Raw genomic sequence first — 16,000 nt, 5'->3', positions numbered from 1 at the left:
TGAACCGACACGACATGCGAGGCTGGCGCGATGGACTATGCCGAGCTGCCCCTGCCGCCCGCGCTGGACGGACTGGTCGCCTCTGTCTGGACGCTGGCCGCCAGCGAGCCCGGCTGGGTCGAGCATGAGGCAACGCCCGATGGCTGCATCGAGCTGATCCGCCGCCACGCCGGCCGCTCGACCTGGCGGCGCGACCAGCCCGAATATTTCGCCACCGGCCTTTCGCCGCATCCGATCCGCTTCGGTTTCAGCGGCGATGCCCGCTTCACCGCGATCAAGCTCTGGCCCTGGGCCTGGCACGCGCTGGGCGGCTCGCCCTGCCCCGGCTTCGCCGATGACTGGATCGCGCTTGCGCCGGGTTCGGCGCTCGCCGCCTTGCTGGAAGGCGACCCGGCCGCCAATCTTGCCCGGGCGCTGGCCGGCAGAACGCCGCCGCCGCTCGCCCAGGCGATCCTTGCATCGCACAGCGTCGGCGAGATCACCGCCCGCGCCGGCCTGCCCCCGCGCCAGCTCCAGCGCGTCTTCGCGCGCGAATTGGGCATGGCCCCGCGCACCTATCTGCGCCTTCTCCGCTTCCGCGAAGCCTTGCGCGACGTCCAGCAGGCCGGGGACAATCTCGCCGATACCGCCGCCGCGCGCGGCTATGCCGACCAGGCGCACATGGCCCGCGACTTCCGCGAACTCGCCGGCGTGCCGCCCAGCGGCGCCCGCACCCGCGCCCGGGGACCATTCCTTTAACCCCGCACGTTTACCCGCAGGAACAATCCGTAACTGCGCGGCGGTGATCGGGTTAGGTAAATATCAAGCCTTGGCCGGTAACACTCTGCCGTCGAGGGGACATTGGGTTCTGATGAGCGCTTTCGGACGACGCAGCGGATTGGGTGGTGGACCGGCAGGCCGGCCGGCGTTCGGCGTTGCGCGCCCGATGCAGGGCGGCGGACCGCTGCCCCGCCCGGTCGATCCCGCCCCGCTGGGCGGCGAACAGTTCCCGCCGATCAATTCGGTGCCGCTGCCCGGCCAGGGGCCCGCGCCCGACTCCTTCGAGCAGCGTGACCCCAACGGCCCGAGCGTAGCCAGCGCCGAGGCGCTGCAGCGCCTTGCCGATCGCCAGGCCGCCTCGGGCGATGCCGGCAATTCGCGCGTCGAGGGATTCGAGGCGTCGATCCACCGCATCAAGGAACAGGTGCTTCCGCGCCTGCTGGAGCGCGTCGATCCCGAAGCCGCCGCCACGCTCAGCAAGGACGAGCTGGCCGAGGAGTTCCGCCCGATCATCGGCGAAGTCCTCGCCGAGCTGAAGCTCACGCTGAACCGCCGCGAGCAGTTCGCGCTCGAGAAGGTGCTGGTCGACGAGCTGCTCGGCCTCGGGCCGCTCGAGGAGCTGCTGGCCGATCCGGCCATCTCGGACATCATGGTCAACGGCCCCGAGCAGACCTTTGTCGAGCGCAAGGGCAAGCTCGAACTCGCCAACATCCAGTTCCGCGACGAGGAGCATCTGTTCCAGATCGCGCAGCGCATCTGTAATTCCGTCGGCCGCCGTGTCGACCAGACCACGCCGCTCGCCGACGCCCGTCTCAAGGACGGCAGCCGCGTCAACGTGATCGTGCCGCCGCTGTCGCTGCGCGGCACCGCGATCTCGATTCGTAAGTTCTCGGCCAAGCCGATCACGCTCGACATGATGGCCCAGGGCGGATCGATGTCGCAGAAGATGGCAACCGCGCTCAAGATCGCCGGCGCCAGCCGCTTCAACATCGTCATCTCGGGCGGTACCGGCTCGGGCAAGACGACGATGCTCAACGCCCTGTCGAAGATGATCGACCCGGGCGAGCGCGTGCTGACGATCGAGGACGCGGCCGAACTCCGCCTGCAGCAGCCGCACTGGCTGCCGCTCGAAACCCGCCCGCCCAACCTTGAGGGCCAGGGCGAGATCACGATCCGCGACCTGGTGAAGAACGCGCTGCGTATGCGCCCGGACCGCATCATCCTGGGCGAAATCCGCGGCAGCGAGTGCTTCGACATGCTCGCCGCCATGAATACCGGCCATGACGGCTCGATGTGTACGCTCCACTCCAACTCTCCGCGCGAGGCGCTCGCCCGTATGGAGAACATGGTGATGATGTCGGACATCAAGGTGCCGAAGGAGGCGATCAGCCGCCAGATCGCCGATTCGGTCGATCTCATCATCCAGGTGAAGCGCCTGCGCGATGGCTCGCGCCGCGTGACCAACGTCACCGAGGTGATCGGCATGGAAGGCCCGGTGATCGTCACGCAGGAGCTGTTCAAGTTCGAATATCTGGACGAGAGCGCCGACGGCAAGATCATCGGCGAGTATCGCTCGATGGGCCTGCGCCCCTACACGCTCGACAAGGCCAAGCAGTACGGCTTCGACCAGGCGCTGCTCGAGGCGTGCCTCTGATCGCCTGACCGGCTAGTCTGTGTCGGTGCTGTCTTTTCTCCTGCCCCTGGCGCTCGCCGCTTCTCCCGTTTCCGCGCCCGCCGACGAGCCGAGGGACGGCATCGTCCTCGCGCCCGACAGCGAGGCGCGCTGGATCGCGTTCGACCTGACGCCCTCCAACCAGATCCGCTTCGAGGCGGTGCTGAACGGCCGCCCGGTCCGCGCGATCCTCGATACCGGCCTCACCAACACGCTCGCCACCCGCGACTTCGCCACCCGCGCCCGGCTTGCCCTGGGCCGTAGCCAGCGCGCGCTGGCGATCGGCGGCGGCGTCGAGGTCGCCTGGGCGCCCGGCGGCACGCTGGTCATGGGCGGGCTCACCCGGCGCGGCGGCCGCATCGCCGTGCCTGATGCACCGGGCCAGGACCGGTTCGGCGCCGATTTGCTAATCGGCAGCGACATATTGAGCTGCTGCGCGCTCGATATCGATTATGCTGCCCGCCGCTTCCGCATCCTGCCCAGCGGCCGCATGCCCTTTACCGGCCAGACCGCGCCGCTTGCGCTCCAGCGGGGCTCCGAAGTCCCGGTCACCGAAATACGACTGGCCGGCGCGCGGCTGCGCCCGATGATCGTCGATACCGGCGACGGCGCCGCGATCACGCTCAGCCATGCGGCCTGGACCTCGGCCGGCTATCGCGGCGCCACCCTCACCACCACGCTGGGCTGGGGCATCGGCGGCGCCCTGGTCAGCGAAGCCGCGGTGATCCAGGGCTTCGCGCTCGGTGGCACCCTCCTGTCCGAAACCGAAGTCCGCATCGAAGGCGAGGGCGGCTATTCCGCCAGTGCCGGCGCGGCCGGGCGGATCGGCACCGGCCTGTTGCTGCGTTACCGCGTCCTGCTCGATCCGCGCGCCGGCCGCATGGTCCTCCAGCCGGGCCTGGCGCCGCCACCGGTGCTGCGCTCGACCAGCGGACTGCTGCTCGGCGCCGAGGGCACGCACCTGCGTGTGCTTCACGTCATGCGCGGTTCGCCGGCCGCCGAGACCGGCTGGCACGAAGGCGACACGATCTGCACCGCCGATGGCACGCCGGTCGCTGGCAGGCCGATCGAATGGAGCGCCGGGGTGCCGGGGCGGGTGGTGGCACTGGGCCTGTGCGACGGCACCGAACGCCGGCTGACGCTGCGGAAATTCTATTAGGCTCGCACGATCATTGACGCCAATCCGCGCAAGTGTATTATGATAATAATACACAACGTTTGGGGGCAAACATGAATTGGAAGGCTGGAACCGCCGCAATTGCCGGCCTGATCGCGGGCATGGCGCCGGCGCAGCCCTCCATGGCGGCAGCGCCTTCGTCCCCATGCTCGCTGGTGGATACAGCGCGGAGCGATGCGGTGCTGAGCGTTCCGTTTCGCGTCATCGATGGCCGCATCTATATCGACGTGCGCGTCGACGGCAAAGGGCCGTTCCCCTTCGCCGTCGATACCGGCGCCAGCGGCATGGGCCGTGCCGATGCCAGCCTCGTCTCGAAGCTGAACCTGCCCGTCACGGGAAGCTCGGAGACTTCGGACGCCTTAGCCACCGCGCGCGTGGAGACAGTGACGCTCGCCTCGGTCGAGCTTGGCGGCCTGGTCCGCCGCGACGTCAGGGTCATGACCCGCGACTATAGCAGCAGGATGGCGCCCGAAGCGGCATTCGCCGGAATCCTCGGCCGCGAGTTCTTCGCCGACGGGCTGCTGGTGATCGACTATCCGCGGCAAAGGCTCACCTTCACGCGCAACCTCGCGCTCAAGCCAGGCGAACCGGGTGTACTGGGCTATACGCGCGCCTTCCGCGTGCCGGTGACGATCGGCGGCGTCGCCACCGAAGGCAATCTGGATACCGGCGCCAATGTCGCGTTCGTGTTGCCGCAGGCGCTGTTCGATCGGGTTGGCGGCGGTGCGATCGAGGCGGCCGGCGAGGGCAAGCTGACCAACACGACCGTGAAGACGGGCAGCGCGACGCTGCATGGCCCCTTCCGCATCGGCGCAGCGACGCTCGCCGATGTAAGGGTGCGGGTGTCGGAGAAATATCCCGAGCTTCTGGTCGGCGCGCATGCCCTGCAGCATTTCGCGCTGCTGATCGACCAGCGATCCGCAGGCGTCGCCCTGTGCCCACCCGAGGCGAAATAGGCGCGCCCTAGCGCAAATTCAGCGCCACGCTCGCCAGGATCACTGCGCCCAGCATCGCCATCACCTGGACGAATTGCCAGGGCACGAAACCGACATCGTCGATCCGCTTGCGCTTGCGCCGGCGATGCTCGCCCAGGCCGCTGACCACCGCGATCACTGCCGCGCCCGCCGCGCCGAGCCATAATTGTAGTTGCATCGTCACAAAAACCCCCCAAAGGCGAGCGCGACATCTAGGGAGCAATTTCGCATGCGCCAGACCCTGTCCGTGCTCGCCGTGCTCACCACTGCCGCCGCGGTGGCAAGCGTCGCCACCGGCGCGCCGCGCACGCAGCGTTCCGCCATCGCCGAAGCAGTCTCCTCGCCCAGCCGCACGCCGGCGAACGTGGCGCGCGACCAATATCGCCACCCGGTCGACACGCTGACCTTCTTCGGCGTGAAGCCCGGCAACACCGTGGTCGAGATCTGGCCGGGCGGTGGCTGGTATACCGAGATCCTCGCCCCGCTCACCCGGGCGAAGGGCAATTACTATGCCGCGGTCGGCCCCGATTTCCCGAACGGCGGCAAGGCGGTCGAAGCCTTCAAGGCGAAGGACCCGGCGCTGTACGGGCACGCCAAGCTCGTCGCCTTCCCGGCCGAGGCCGGCCAGCCCAGGGTGCCGGACGGCACCGCCGACGTCGTGCTGACCTTCCGCAACGTCCATAACTGGCGGATGGGTTACAAGCGGAACGACCAGGATTATTCGCCCGAAGCCTTCAAGCAGATGTTCGCGATGCTCAAGAAGGGCGGCACGCTCGGCATCGAGGACCACCGCCTGCCCGAAAGCGCCAGCGCCGAGCGCGAGAAATCGAGCGGCTATATCAAGGTCTCGACCGTGCGCCGCCTCGCCGAGCAGGCCGGCTTCGTGTTCGCCGGCGCATCGGAAGTGAACGCAAATCCGCGCGATACGGCGGATTGGCCCGATGGCGTGTGGACGCTGCCGCCGAGCTACAGGTTGAAGGATGTCGACCGCGCCAAATACGCGGCGATCGGCGAAAGCGACCGAATGACGCTCAAATTCCGCAAGCCCTGATTTTATCGTGCTAAACTAGGCATTAACTGACGTGTCTTATGACCGTCATGTGCCACGCAGAATTCGAACCCTTCTGTCGGTCCTCCGCGAGGAAGTAGACAGCTACGCCGCGACGAGCGAGGAGATCGCTGCGCGTACCAATCTGCTCGCCCTGAACGCGGCGATCGAGGCTGCCCGGTCGGGCGAGGCCGGTCGCGGCTTCTCGGTGGTGGCGCAGGAAGTGAAGGCGCTGGCGCAGCAGGCGCGCGGCGCCTCGATCGAATTCCGCTCCGAAGTGCGCGAACGCCTGGCAATGGGCGCCGGCATTGCCGACGAGATGGTCAGCGAGATCGAGGGCACCCGCCTTGTCGAGCTCGCCCAGGCGCTGATCCAGAACGTCACGCGCCATCTCTATGGCCGCAGCGTCGACCTCCGCGTGATGGCCTCGGACGCCGAGGTGATCGCTGCGCTCACCGATCCCTCGCCCGAGACGATCGCCGCGGCCGATGCCCGGCTGGCGATGCTTACTTCGATTTCACCCTATTATCTCAATACCTTCCTCGCCAACGATGCCGGGCAGGTGATCGCCGCTTCGGATCCGCATGCGCGCGTGCGCGGCGTCGATCTGTCGAGCGCGCCGCAATATCTCAACGCGATGCGCAGCCACCGGCGCGACGAATGGTTCACCGACGAAGTCTGGCTGAACCCCTATTCGGACCATCGCGCGGTGCTCGTCTTCGTCACCGGCGTGCGCCCGCGCGGCCATGACGGCCGCCCGCTAGGCGCGCTCTATGTCGAGTTCGACTGGGAAGGCCATATCCCGACGATCATCTCGGACAGGTCGCTGTTCGGCGAGCGCGACTGGAGCCGCACCAGTATCTCGATCGTCGACGAGCAGGATCGCATCGTCGCCAGTTCCTCGGGCAAGCGCTATGGCGAGCATGTCGCGCTTCCCGCCAATGCGGTGCGCGGCGCCGAAGTGCGCGGGGACAACACGATCGCCTTCGCCAGCGCCACCGATTATCACGGCTTTGGCGGCCTCGGCCTGCGCTGCGTGATCGAGCAGAAGATGCCGACGCTGGAGGAAATCCGCGCGGCGCTGGGCGGATTGAACGCGCGGGCGTAACCGTCATCCCGGCGAAAGCCGGGATCTCAGGAGAATTGAGCGCGCGCTTGCGGCACGAGATCCCGGCCTTTGCCGGGATGACGAACCGGCGCTAGCGCGCTCGCTTCGTCACTTCGCCAGCTTCTCGATCTTGTCCTGCAGCCGGGCCAGCTCAGCCTTGAGCGCGGAGACATCGTCCTCGCCAGAGGCGGCCGGAGCAGCTGCCGGCGTGGCCCCCGCGGCGGCGCCGGGCGCACCGGGGGTCGCGCCCGGCTTGAACGCCTGGGTCGCCGCCTCGAAGATCTCCATGTTGCGCTTGGCCATCTCGGCGAAAGGCGAGTTGGCGAACGCACCCTCGACCGCCGACTTGAACTGCTGCTGGTTGCGGCGGAAGCTTTCCATCGACGCTTCGAGATAGCCCGGCACCATCGCCTGCATCGAATCGCCGTACAGCGCGATCAGCTGGCGCAGGAAGTTGACCGGCAGCATCGTCTGGCCGCGCTGCTCCTCTTCCATGATGATCTGGGTGAGGACATTATGGGTGATGTCCTCCTCGGTCTTGGCATCGACGACCTTGAAGTCGCGCCCCTCGCGCGTCATCGCCGCCAGATGGTCGAGCGTGATGTAGGACGAGGTTTCGGTGTTGTAGAGGCGCCGGTTCGCGTACTTCTTGATGATGACCGGCCCAGTGCCCGCAGCGCTTTTCTTCATCTAGGATCCCCGCGTGAGTGAAACATATCTATCATCGTTTCATTCTGCGGCGCAACACGGGCCGCGACCGCTTCCGCTATTCCTTTCGCTGTTGCGCAGCGAAACTGCAACATCGCCTGAAAGAAGAGCCGCCGCGCTTGCCGGATTGAAGGCCTATCAGGAGGCGGAACGGCCCGCCGAACGCGCGCCGAAGCCCGCCATCGCCACCGCCGGACGGGCATCCCTGCGCGACTATGGCGGCAGTGGCATGCCGGTGGTGTTCGTGCCCTCGCTGATCAATCCGCCCTTCATCCTCGATCTGGCGCCCGGCAATTCGCTGCTCGAATGGCTGGCGACTCAAGGGGTTCGACCGCTTCTTGTAGACTGGGGCTCCCCCGGCCCCGCGGATCGCGACCAGGGCATCGACCACCACATCGCCGAACTGCTGCTTCCGCTGCTCGATGCGCTGGAGGAGCCTCCGATCCTTGCCGGCTACTGCCTGGGCGGCACGTTGGCGATGGCCGCGGCGATGCTCCGCCCGGTGCGCGGGCTGGTGACGATCGCGGCGCCCTGGCGCTTCCGCCGCTATGGCGATTTCGCGCGCGCAGCCATTGCGGCGCAATGGGACGCCGCCCAGCCGGCCTGCGAACAGCTCGGCCTCGTGCCCATGGAAGTGCTCCAGTCCGGCTTCTGGCAGCTCGATCCCGCCCGCACGATCGCCAAGTTCGAGCGTTTCGCGCGGCTGGAACCGGGCAGCGAACAGGCCCGCGCCTTCCTGGCGCTGGAGGATTGGGCCAATGCCGGTGCGCCGCTTACCTATGCGGCCGGCTCGGAGATGTTCGAGCGTTTCTTCCGCGCCGATCGTCCAGGCAGCGGACGCTGGTGGGTGAACGGCACGCGTATACTGCCCTCCCGCCTCGCCTGCCCGGCGCTGGAGCTGCTCTCGACCACCGACCGGATCGTCCCCGCCGCCACCGCAGCGGGTCTGGCCGAGCGGCAAAGCCTCGCACTTGGCCATGTCGGCATGATCGTCGGCGGCCGGGCACGCGAAATGGTTTGGGAGCCGTTGCGCGACTGGCTTCTTGCCGCAGCGCACACTAAATAGCCGCCAAACGACAAAGACCACCGCAGGAGTCCTCTCATGACCAGCCCGACCGACGTCGTCATCATCGCCGCCAAGCGCACCCCCGTCGGCGCCTTTCTCGGCGCATTCGGCAGCACCCCCGCGCATGAGCTGGGTCGCGTCGCGATCGAGGCCGCGCTCGAGCAGGCCGGCGTGAAGGGCGAGGAAGTCAGCGAAGTCATCCTCGGCCAGGTGCTCACCGCCGCCCAGGGTCAGAACCCCGCCCGCCAGGCCTCGATGGCCGCCGGCGTGCCCAGGGAAGTGCCGGCCTGGAGCGTGCAGCAGGTCTGCGGCTCGGGCCTGCGCGCCGTGGCGCTCGCCGCCCAGGCGATCCAGACCGGCGATTCGACCATCGTCGTCGCCGGCGGCCAGGAGAGCATGTCGCTCGCCAACCACGCCCAGGCGCTGCGTGCCGGTGCGAAGATGGGCGACGTCACCCTGGTCGACACGATGATCAAGGACGGCCTGACCGACGTGTTCAACGGCTATCACATGGGCATCACCGCCGAGAACCTGGCCGAGCAGTTCCAGGTCACCCGCCTCGAGCAGGACGAGTTCGCCGTCGCCAGCCAGAACAAGGCCGAGAAGGCGCGCGCCGAGGGCCGCTTCAAGGACGAGATCGCGCCGGTCACGATCAAGGGCCGCAAGGGCGACACCGTCGTCGCCGATGACGAATATATCCGCGCCGGCGCGACGCTCGACAGCGTCTCCGGCCTGCGCCCGGCCTTCAAGAAGGACGGCACCGTCACCGCCGCCAACGCATCGGGCCTCAACGACGGCGCCGCCGCCCTCGTCCTGATGAGCCGCGCCGAAGCCGAGAAGCGCGGCGCCCCGATCCTCGCCACGGTGAAGAGCTGGGCCAGCGCCGGCGTCGATCCGTCGGTCATGGGCATCGGCCCGGTCCCGGCGTCGAAGAAGGCGCTGGAAAAGGCCGGCTGGACGATCGCCGAGCTCGACCTGATCGAAGCCAATGAAGCCTTCGCCGCCCAGGCGCTGTCGGTCGGCAAGGAGCTGGGCTGGGACGCTTCGAAGGTCAACGTCAATGGCGGCGCGATCGCCATCGGCCACCCGATCGGCGCGTCTGGCGCCCGCGTGCTGACCACGCTGATCTACGAAATGGGCAAGCGCGACGCCAAGAAGGGCCTGGCAACTCTGTGCATCGGCGGCGGCATGGGAATCGCCATGTGCGTCGAGCGCTGAGCGGGCTTTATCGCTTGCTCGACTGTTTTCATCGTGTGACGAAATATTTCCAGTGAATGGGGCCTTAGCGTATTGAAGCGCTAAGGCACATTCTGAATGTTGCATTAATGTCGTTGCTATTGAAATTTATCGCGTGTAACAGTCGCATTTCTGCAACAGTGCCTGCCTAATTGCGCGGCCCCTTATTTCCATATCTTGCGATGCGGAAACATGTCCGGCTTCTTTGCACCCTCGGACATCCAGTCCGAAGGGGCAAAAGAACCAATGAAAATCTCTCACTTGCTGAGCGCGACGGCGCTCGCCGGGTCGCTCCTGTGGTCCTCAGCAGCATATGCTCAGGATACGCAGGCGCCGACCGCGCCCGCCACCAGCGATGCCGAGAAGGCGCCGGATGAGGAAATCGTTGTAACCGGTTCGCGCATTCGCATCCGGAACACGATCGACGCCGCAGTTCCCGTCCAGACGATCTCCGCGACCCAGCTGCTGGGCACCCGCGGCGACGTTTCGGTCGGCGACGCGCTCAACCAGCTTCCGCAGTTCCGCTCGACCTTCAGCCAGGCCAACTCGACCGGCTCGATCGGCACCGCCGGCCTCAGCCTGCTCGATCTGCGCGGCCTCGGCACTGCGCGCACGCTGACCCTGATCAACGGCCGTCGCGTCGTCTCGGCAGTCCCGGGCAGCTACACGCCCGACGTCAGCACCATTCCGTACGACCTGATCGACCGCGTCGAGACCGTGACCGGCGGCCAGTCGGCCATCTATGGTTCGGACGCCATCGCGGGCGTCGCCAACTTCGTCCTGCGTCGTGACTATGAGGGCCTGCGCGTCCGCGCACAGGGCGGCGTCAGCACCTATGGCGATCGCGGCACCTATCTGGTCAGCGCGCTTGCCGGCAAGAACCTGATGGACGGCCGTCTGAACATCACCGCGTCGGCCGAATACACCCACGCGAACGAGCTCTACTACGCCGATCGCGACTATCTGGGTGCCTATGGCGGCACGCCGGGCTTCATCACCACGCAGATCACCACTGCGCCGAACCGCAACTTCGACGGCATTCCGAACACCGGCTTCGTTCCGCGCGGCGTCGTGTTCGGCAACCGCTCGATCGGCGGTACCGTCGTGACCACCTGCCCGGCGACCGCGACCGCGGCCAATGCGGCCCAGCGCGCCGCGATCTGCACCGGCCAGAACTCGCCGACCGGCAGCCCGCTCGCCTATTTCTACATGTTCGAGCCGGACGGCTCGCTGGTGAAGGACTCGCCGGCCACCACCGGCATGACCGACAACCGCGCGATCGGCGGCGGCATCCTGTTCGGCAAGTCGGCTTCGGGCGTCGAAGGCGCCATGCTCATGCCGAGCCAGGACCGCTATGTCGCGAACCTGCTCATCAACGGTGACTTCTCGAGCGCGTTCAAGCCGTTCGCCGAGCTCACCTATGCGCAGGTGAAGGTCCACCAGCAGTCGGTGCAGCCGAGCTTCACCGGCGGCACGCTGACCTCGACCTTCAGCGTCAACAACCCGTTCCTGACCACGGCCGCCCGCAACACGCTGACGACCATCCTGGCTCCGGGCGCGACGAGCTTCTCGCTCAACCGCTTCAACAACGATCTCGGCACCCGCGCCGAGTTCCACGATCGCAAGACCTATCGCGGCGTGATCGGCGTCGCCGGTGACCTGAGCAGCTCGGGCAACCTGCGCTACGAAGTCGCAGCCAACTATGGCCGCACCGAGAACTTCTACCGCACCGGCGGCAACGTGCTGGTCACCCAGTTCAACCGCGCAGCCAATGCGGTGCTCGCACCGACCGGCTATGCGGGCTCGAACTTCGTGCTCAACAGCGCCGGCCAGAAGGTCGTCTGCGGCGTCAACGCCGATGCCAGCACGACCAATGACGACGCGGCCTGCTACCCGATCAACCTGTTCGGCGAGAACCGCTACGATCAGAACGCGCTGAACTACATCCTGCACACCTCGACCCGCAACCAGTGGGCAGAGCAGCTGGACTTCACTGCGTTCCTGTCGGGCGACACCAGCGGCTTCTTCAGCCTGCCGGGCGGCCCGGTCGGCTTCGCGATCGGCGGCGAATATCGCCGTGAAGACGCGCGCTCGAGCCAGGACGCGATCACCTCGTCGGGCCAGACCTTCCTCAACCCGGCAGCGACCTTCGATCCGCCGGCGGTGAAGGTGAAGGAAGCATATGGCGAACTGCGCATCCCGCTGCTCGCCAAGCTGCCGCTCATCCGCGAGCTGACCTTCGAAGGCGCCGCGCGCGTCTCCGATTACGGCGGCACGACGGGTTCGGTCTGGGCGTGGAATGCGGGCGCGATCTGGGCGCCGATCCGCGACCTGCGCTTCCGCGGCACCTTCTCGAAGTCGGTCCGCGCGCCGAACCTGAGCAACCTCTATGCGACGGCGGCGACCACCTTCCAGAACGGCTTCACCGATCCGTGCGACCAGCCCGGTGGCACCAACTCGGCGAACAACATCAATGCCAACCCGAACCGCGCGAAGAACTGCGCCGCGGCCGGTGTTCCGACGACGATCACCTATACCGATCCGACTTCGGGCGCCGTGCTGACCCGTGCCTGGACCAACCAGACCACGGCCGGCCTGGCGGGCATCAACTCGGGCAACCCGAACCTGCTGCCGGAAACCGGCTACAGCTTCACGGTCGGCTCGGTGTTCACGCCCAGCTTCGTCCCGGGCCTGACGATCTCGGTCGACTACTACAATGTGCGCGTGAAGAACGTCATCTCGGGCCTTACCGGCCAGGCGATCATCAATCGCTGCTATGACGATCCCTCGGGCATCAACAACATCTTCTGCGCCGCGGTCTTCCGTCGCACCAGCACGAATGCGGTTGAGAACCTCACGTTCAACGGCCAGTCGACCCGTCAGATCGATCAGTCGACCTTCAACCTGGCGCTGGCCGGCAACGGCAACAGCTTCATCAACCAGCCGTACAACTTCGCCAAGCTGGCGACCCGCGGCATCGACATCGACGTCGGCTACGAGAAGAAGTTCAACGACGACTTCGCGATCAGCCTGCGCACGGTGGTCAGCTATGTGATGGATCGTCTGTCCTACAGCTACATCACGGAGCCGAACCGCTACGATCGTATCGACAGCACGCTGGGCGATCCGAAGTGGCAGGGCCAGTTCACCGCGAACATCAAGCTCGGCCAGTTCGACGTGAACTACAACGCGCGCTACGTCGGCAAGCAGATCGTCTCGAGCCTCACCTACGAGACCTTCTTCCCGTCGCAGGGCCGTGCGGCGCTCAATCCCGATGCGCGTCCGTTCGTGTTCTACGATCCGATCGTCTACCAGAACATCCGTCTGGGCGTGAACGTGTCGAAGGACTACCGCCTGTACTTCGGCGTGGACAACGTCACCAACGAGCTGCCGCCGTATGACGCGACCGGCACCGGCAACGACGCGATCTACCCGAACATGGGCCGCTTCTTCTACGCGGGCGCCCAGGTTCGCTTCTGATCCGAAGCACCTGACAAACGGAAAGGGCCGCTCGAAAGAGCGGCCCTTTTCTTATGCCCAGATCCTGTCGTAGCGCGGGCCGAGCCCGGTCAGCAGCTCATATTGCGACAGCCCGCTCAGCGCCGCCGTCTCGGGCAGCGCATAGGACATCGTCACCCAGTCGCCTTCCCCGAGCGAAGGCAGCGCGCTCACGTCCAGCGCGGTCAGGTCCATCGAGACGCGCCCGATCAGCGGCAGCGTCACTCCGTCCGCCGATGCCAGGCCCTTGCTCGAGAAGCAGCGCAGATAGCCATCGGCATAGCCCAGGTTGAGCGTCGCCACCTCGGTGTCGCGCTCGGCGATCCAGGTGGCGTTGTAGCCCACGCTCTCGCCCGCCCGCACCAGCCGCCGCTGGAGGATCTGCGCCTCGGGTGTCGCCACCTGGCGGATCGCGTCATGCCCGCTGCGCTGCCAGCCGCCATAGAGCGCGATGCCCGGCCGGGTCAGATCGAAATGATAGTCGGCGCCCAGCGCGATGCCCGCCGAATTGGCCAGGCTCATCCGCTTCGCCTGGGTCCGCCCCTTGAGCGCGCCGAACGCTGCGAGCTGCTTTGCGTTGAGCGGCACATCCTCGTCGGCCGAGACGAGATGGCTGAGCAGGTTCTCGATCGCCAGTCCGTCGAGCAGCCCCGCGCCGACTTCCTCCGCCGAGACGCCGAGCCGATTCATGCCGGTATCGACCATCACGTCGCACGGCCGCCCGGTCGGCTTCCAGCGCCGGACCTGCTCGGGCGTGGCCAGCACCGGCCGGGCATAGGTCGCGTCGACTGGGTCCTCGGCGCGCAGCCCGTGCAGCACCGACACGCCCAGTCCCAGATCGGCGAGCGCCTCCGCCTCGGCCCAGGTGGCGACGAAGAAGTCGCGACACCCCGCCCCGGCCAGCCGCTCGGCCACCCCGCGCGATCCGAGCCCATAGCCATTGGCCTTGATCGCGGCGCCGCAAGCGGCACTGCCGCTCAGCTTCGCCATGTGCCGCCAGTTGGAAACGAGCGCGGCGCTGTCCAGCCGCAGGCGCAGGGGTGCAGTCATGTTTCCAGCGGTTAGGCCCTGCGCCCCACCCCCGCAATGGCCGTTGCGGGGGGAGGCTATGCCCTCAGTGCCTTGCGTGCCCGTGCTTCTTCGGCTGCACCGTCTCGGTCAGCCCCAGGGCGGTGACCAGCAGCGCCATCGCCACCACCGCCATCGTGTACCACAGCCCGGCATAGGGATCGCCGGTGCGCGCGACGATATACTGGCTGATAAAGGGCAGGAATCCGCCGAAATAGCCGGTGCCGAGATGATAGGGGATCGACATCGACGAATAGCGGATCCGGCTCGGGAACATCTCGCTGAGCAGTGCCGCCACCGGGCCATAGGTCGCGCCGGCCAGCGCCATCAGCCCCAGCATCGCCAGGACGATCACCGCGACATTGCCGATCGAGGGCCTGACCCGCTCGAGCCGGTAGCCCGCCTCGGCCAGCGCCGCGTCGAGCCCCGCCGGGCTGGCATCGGCTACCGGCACGCTGTCCACCGTCACCACCACCGCATCGGCACGCTGGGTCTTGTAGGGCACGCCCTTCTTCGAAAGATGGTCGAGCACCTGCGCGCAGGGATCGGTCTGCTTCGCGGCGAAGGGATCATATTTGCAATTGGGCCCGCGCACGATCACCGGCGCGTGCCGGGCCGAGTCCGCCAGTCCCGGATTGGCTGCGTTGCCGATCACCCAGAACAGCGGGAACAGCAGCACCAGCGTCAGCGCATAACCGATCACGATCGGCTTCTTGCGCCCGATCCGGTCGGACAGATGCCCGAACAGGATGAAGAACCCGCAGCCGACCAGTGCCGACCCACCGCAGATCAGCTGCGCCGTGGTCGGGTCCATCCGCATCGGCCCGGTGAGGAACGACAGCACCGAGAACATCGAAGTGTACCAGATCACCGTCAATCCCGCCGCGATGCCGAACAGCGCGACGAACAGGCGGGGCAGGTTGCCCGGATAGGTGAAGCTCTCGAGGAACGGGTTGCTCGCCGTCTCGCCGGCTTCCTTCATCGCCTTGAACACCGGGCTCTCGGAGAGCTTGAGGCGCATGTAGAGCGACACCGCGAGCAGCAGGATCGAGAAGAGGAAGGGCAGACGCCAGCCCCAGGCCTCCCAGGTCGCGGCGGGCATCGGGGTCTTGAACGCGAGCACCACCGCCAGGCTCAGGATGAAGCCGCCGACCACGCTCGCCTGGATGAAGCTGGTATGGAAGCCGGCGCGTCCGCCCGGCGAATGCTCGGCGACATAGATTGCCGCGCCGCCATATTCGCCGCCCAGCGCCAGCCCCTGCGCCACCCGCATGATCAGGATCAGCACCGGCGCCGCCACGCCGATCGCGGCATAGCCCGGCACCAGCCCGATGCCCGCGGTCGCCAGCCCCATCACGGTGATGGTGACGAGGAAGGTGTATTTCCGCCCCATCTTGTCGCCGAGATAGCCGAACAACACCGCGCCCAGCGGACGGAAGCCGAAGCCGACTGCAAACGCCGCCCAGGCGAGCAGGCTCGCCAGCACATCGTTGCCCGCGGGGAAGAAGGTATGCTGCAGGATGCCGGTGGCGGTCAGCGTGCCCCAGATGAAGAAGTCATACCATTCGAAGATGGTGCCCAGCGACGATGCGCCGATCACCAGCCGGATATCCTTGCCGCTCGGCTCGCCTGCGCCCTCTGCCATATGCCCCCTCACCTGCCCTTTGGGTGAAGCTTAGCGGCTCG

13 protein-coding genes are annotated in these 16,000 nt (G+C 67.1%); 9 read left to right on the top strand and 4 right to left on the bottom strand.

Annotated elements, in window-relative coordinates; all coding sequences use genetic code 11:
- The first annotated feature begins 30 nt into the window (after positions 1–30).
- The 4 genes from HNP52_RS07635 (at position 31) to HNP52_RS07620 (ending at position 4,564) form a co-directional block, all read left to right on the top strand.
- A complete protein-coding gene (locus HNP52_RS07635; RefSeq protein WP_184164658.1) occupies positions 31–738 on the top strand; it encodes a helix-turn-helix domain-containing protein in 708 nt (235 codons plus the stop codon).
- 112 nt (positions 739–850) lie between these two features.
- On the top strand, positions 851–2,413 hold the full coding sequence (locus HNP52_RS07630) for a CpaF family protein (RefSeq protein WP_184164655.1): 1,563 nt from the start codon (positions 851–853) through the stop codon (positions 2,411–2,413).
- A gap of 25 nt (positions 2,414–2,438) precedes the next feature.
- Positions 2,439–3,590 (top strand): aspartyl protease family protein, encoded by a 1,152-nt coding sequence (locus tag HNP52_RS07625; protein ID WP_311768419.1) that lies wholly within the window; start codon positions 2,439–2,441, stop codon positions 3,588–3,590.
- Between the two features lie 71 nt (positions 3,591–3,661).
- Positions 3,662–4,564: a retropepsin-like aspartic protease gene (locus HNP52_RS07620; protein ID WP_260395939.1), complete on the top strand. Its 903-nt coding sequence runs from the start codon at positions 3,662–3,664 to the stop codon at positions 4,562–4,564.
- A gap of 7 nt (positions 4,565–4,571) precedes the next feature.
- Here HNP52_RS07620 and HNP52_RS07615 read toward each other — a convergent pair whose 3' ends face one another.
- Positions 4,572–4,760, bottom strand: a complete 189-nt coding sequence (locus HNP52_RS07615) for a hypothetical protein (RefSeq protein ID WP_184164652.1) — start codon at positions 4,758–4,760, stop codon at positions 4,572–4,574.
- 51 nt (positions 4,761–4,811) lie between these two features.
- On the opposite strand from HNP52_RS07615, the gene HNP52_RS07610 reads away from it, so the two are divergent.
- The gene (locus tag HNP52_RS07610) at positions 4,812–5,633 is read left to right on the top strand and encodes a class I SAM-dependent methyltransferase (RefSeq protein ID WP_184164649.1); all 822 of its coding nucleotides are present in this window, start codon (positions 4,812–4,814) and stop codon (positions 5,631–5,633) included.
- Positions 5,634–5,682: 49 nt separating this feature from the next.
- Positions 5,683–6,738 (top strand): methyl-accepting chemotaxis protein, encoded by a 1,056-nt coding sequence (locus HNP52_RS07605; RefSeq protein ID WP_184164646.1) that lies wholly within the window; start codon positions 5,683–5,685, stop codon positions 6,736–6,738.
- 108 nt (positions 6,739–6,846) lie between these two features.
- On the opposite strand, the gene phaR is transcribed toward HNP52_RS07605, so the two are convergent.
- A complete protein-coding gene (gene phaR, locus HNP52_RS07600) occupies positions 6,847–7,428 on the bottom strand; it encodes a polyhydroxyalkanoate synthesis repressor PhaR (RefSeq protein ID WP_184164643.1) in 582 nt (193 codons plus the stop codon).
- A 13-nt stretch (positions 7,429–7,441) separates the two neighbouring features.
- Between phaR and HNP52_RS07595 the strand changes: the two genes are divergently transcribed.
- The 3 genes from HNP52_RS07595 to HNP52_RS07585 all read left to right on the top strand — a co-directional run bounded on the left by HNP52_RS07595 (position 7,442) and on the right by HNP52_RS07585 (position 13,228).
- On the top strand, positions 7,442–8,512 hold the full coding sequence (locus HNP52_RS07595; RefSeq protein ID WP_409372608.1) for an alpha/beta fold hydrolase: 1,071 nt from the start codon (positions 7,442–7,444) through the stop codon (positions 8,510–8,512).
- Between the two features lie 36 nt (positions 8,513–8,548).
- Positions 8,549–9,730 carry an acetyl-CoA C-acetyltransferase gene (locus HNP52_RS07590; protein WP_184164640.1) on the top strand — a complete coding sequence of 394 codons (1,182 nt, stop codon included), beginning with the start codon at positions 8,549–8,551 and terminating at the stop codon, positions 9,728–9,730.
- Positions 9,731–9,994: 264 nt separating this feature from the next.
- Positions 9,995–13,228: a TonB-dependent receptor domain-containing protein gene (locus tag HNP52_RS07585; RefSeq protein ID WP_184164637.1), complete on the top strand. Its 3,234-nt coding sequence runs from the start codon at positions 9,995–9,997 to the stop codon at positions 13,226–13,228.
- 51 nt (positions 13,229–13,279) lie between these two features.
- On the opposite strand, the gene HNP52_RS07580 is transcribed toward HNP52_RS07585, so the two are convergent.
- Positions 13,280–14,296 carry an alanine racemase gene (locus HNP52_RS07580; protein ID WP_184164634.1) on the bottom strand — a complete coding sequence of 339 codons (1,017 nt, stop codon included), beginning with the start codon at positions 14,294–14,296 and terminating at the stop codon, positions 13,280–13,282.
- Between the two features lie 64 nt (positions 14,297–14,360).
- Positions 14,361–15,959 carry an MFS transporter gene (locus tag HNP52_RS07575; protein ID WP_184164631.1) on the bottom strand — a complete coding sequence of 533 codons (1,599 nt, stop codon included), beginning with the start codon at positions 15,957–15,959 and terminating at the stop codon, positions 14,361–14,363.
- Positions 15,960–16,000: the final 41 nt, after the last annotated feature.

Source organism: Sphingomonas kyeonggiensis (assembly GCF_014204495.1).
In the GTDB taxonomy this organism is placed as follows: Bacteria; Pseudomonadota; Alphaproteobacteria; order Sphingomonadales; family Sphingomonadaceae; genus Sphingomonas; species Sphingomonas kyeonggiensis_A.
This window is presented reverse-complemented; position numbering and strand designations above follow the sequence as displayed.

Coding starts and splice junctions, on each gene's coding strand:
- phaR (WP_184164643.1), bottom strand. CDS start 7,428: ATGAAGAAAAGCGCTGCGGGCACTGGGCCGGTCATCATCAAGAAGTAC.
- HNP52_RS07620 (WP_260395939.1), top strand. CDS start 3,662: ATGAATTGGAAGGCTGGAACCGCCGCAATTGCCGGCCTGATCGCGGGC.
- HNP52_RS07630 (WP_184164655.1), top strand. CDS start 851: ATGAGCGCTTTCGGACGACGCAGCGGATTGGGTGGTGGACCGGCAGGC.
- HNP52_RS07590 (WP_184164640.1), top strand. CDS start 8,549: ATGACCAGCCCGACCGACGTCGTCATCATCGCCGCCAAGCGCACCCCC.
- HNP52_RS07575 (WP_184164631.1), bottom strand. CDS start 15,959: ATGGCAGAGGGCGCAGGCGAGCCGAGCGGCAAGGATATCCGGCTGGTG.
- HNP52_RS07580 (WP_184164634.1), bottom strand. CDS start 14,296: ATGACTGCACCCCTGCGCCTGCGGCTGGACAGCGCCGCGCTCGTTTCC.
- HNP52_RS07585 (WP_184164637.1), top strand. CDS start 9,995: ATGAAAATCTCTCACTTGCTGAGCGCGACGGCGCTCGCCGGGTCGCTC.
- HNP52_RS07635 (WP_184164658.1), top strand. CDS start 31: ATGGACTATGCCGAGCTGCCCCTGCCGCCCGCGCTGGACGGACTGGTC.
- HNP52_RS07610 (WP_184164649.1), top strand. CDS start 4,812: ATGCGCCAGACCCTGTCCGTGCTCGCCGTGCTCACCACTGCCGCCGCG.
- HNP52_RS07615 (WP_184164652.1), bottom strand. CDS start 4,760: ATGCAACTACAATTATGGCTCGGCGCGGCGGGCGCGGCAGTGATCGCG.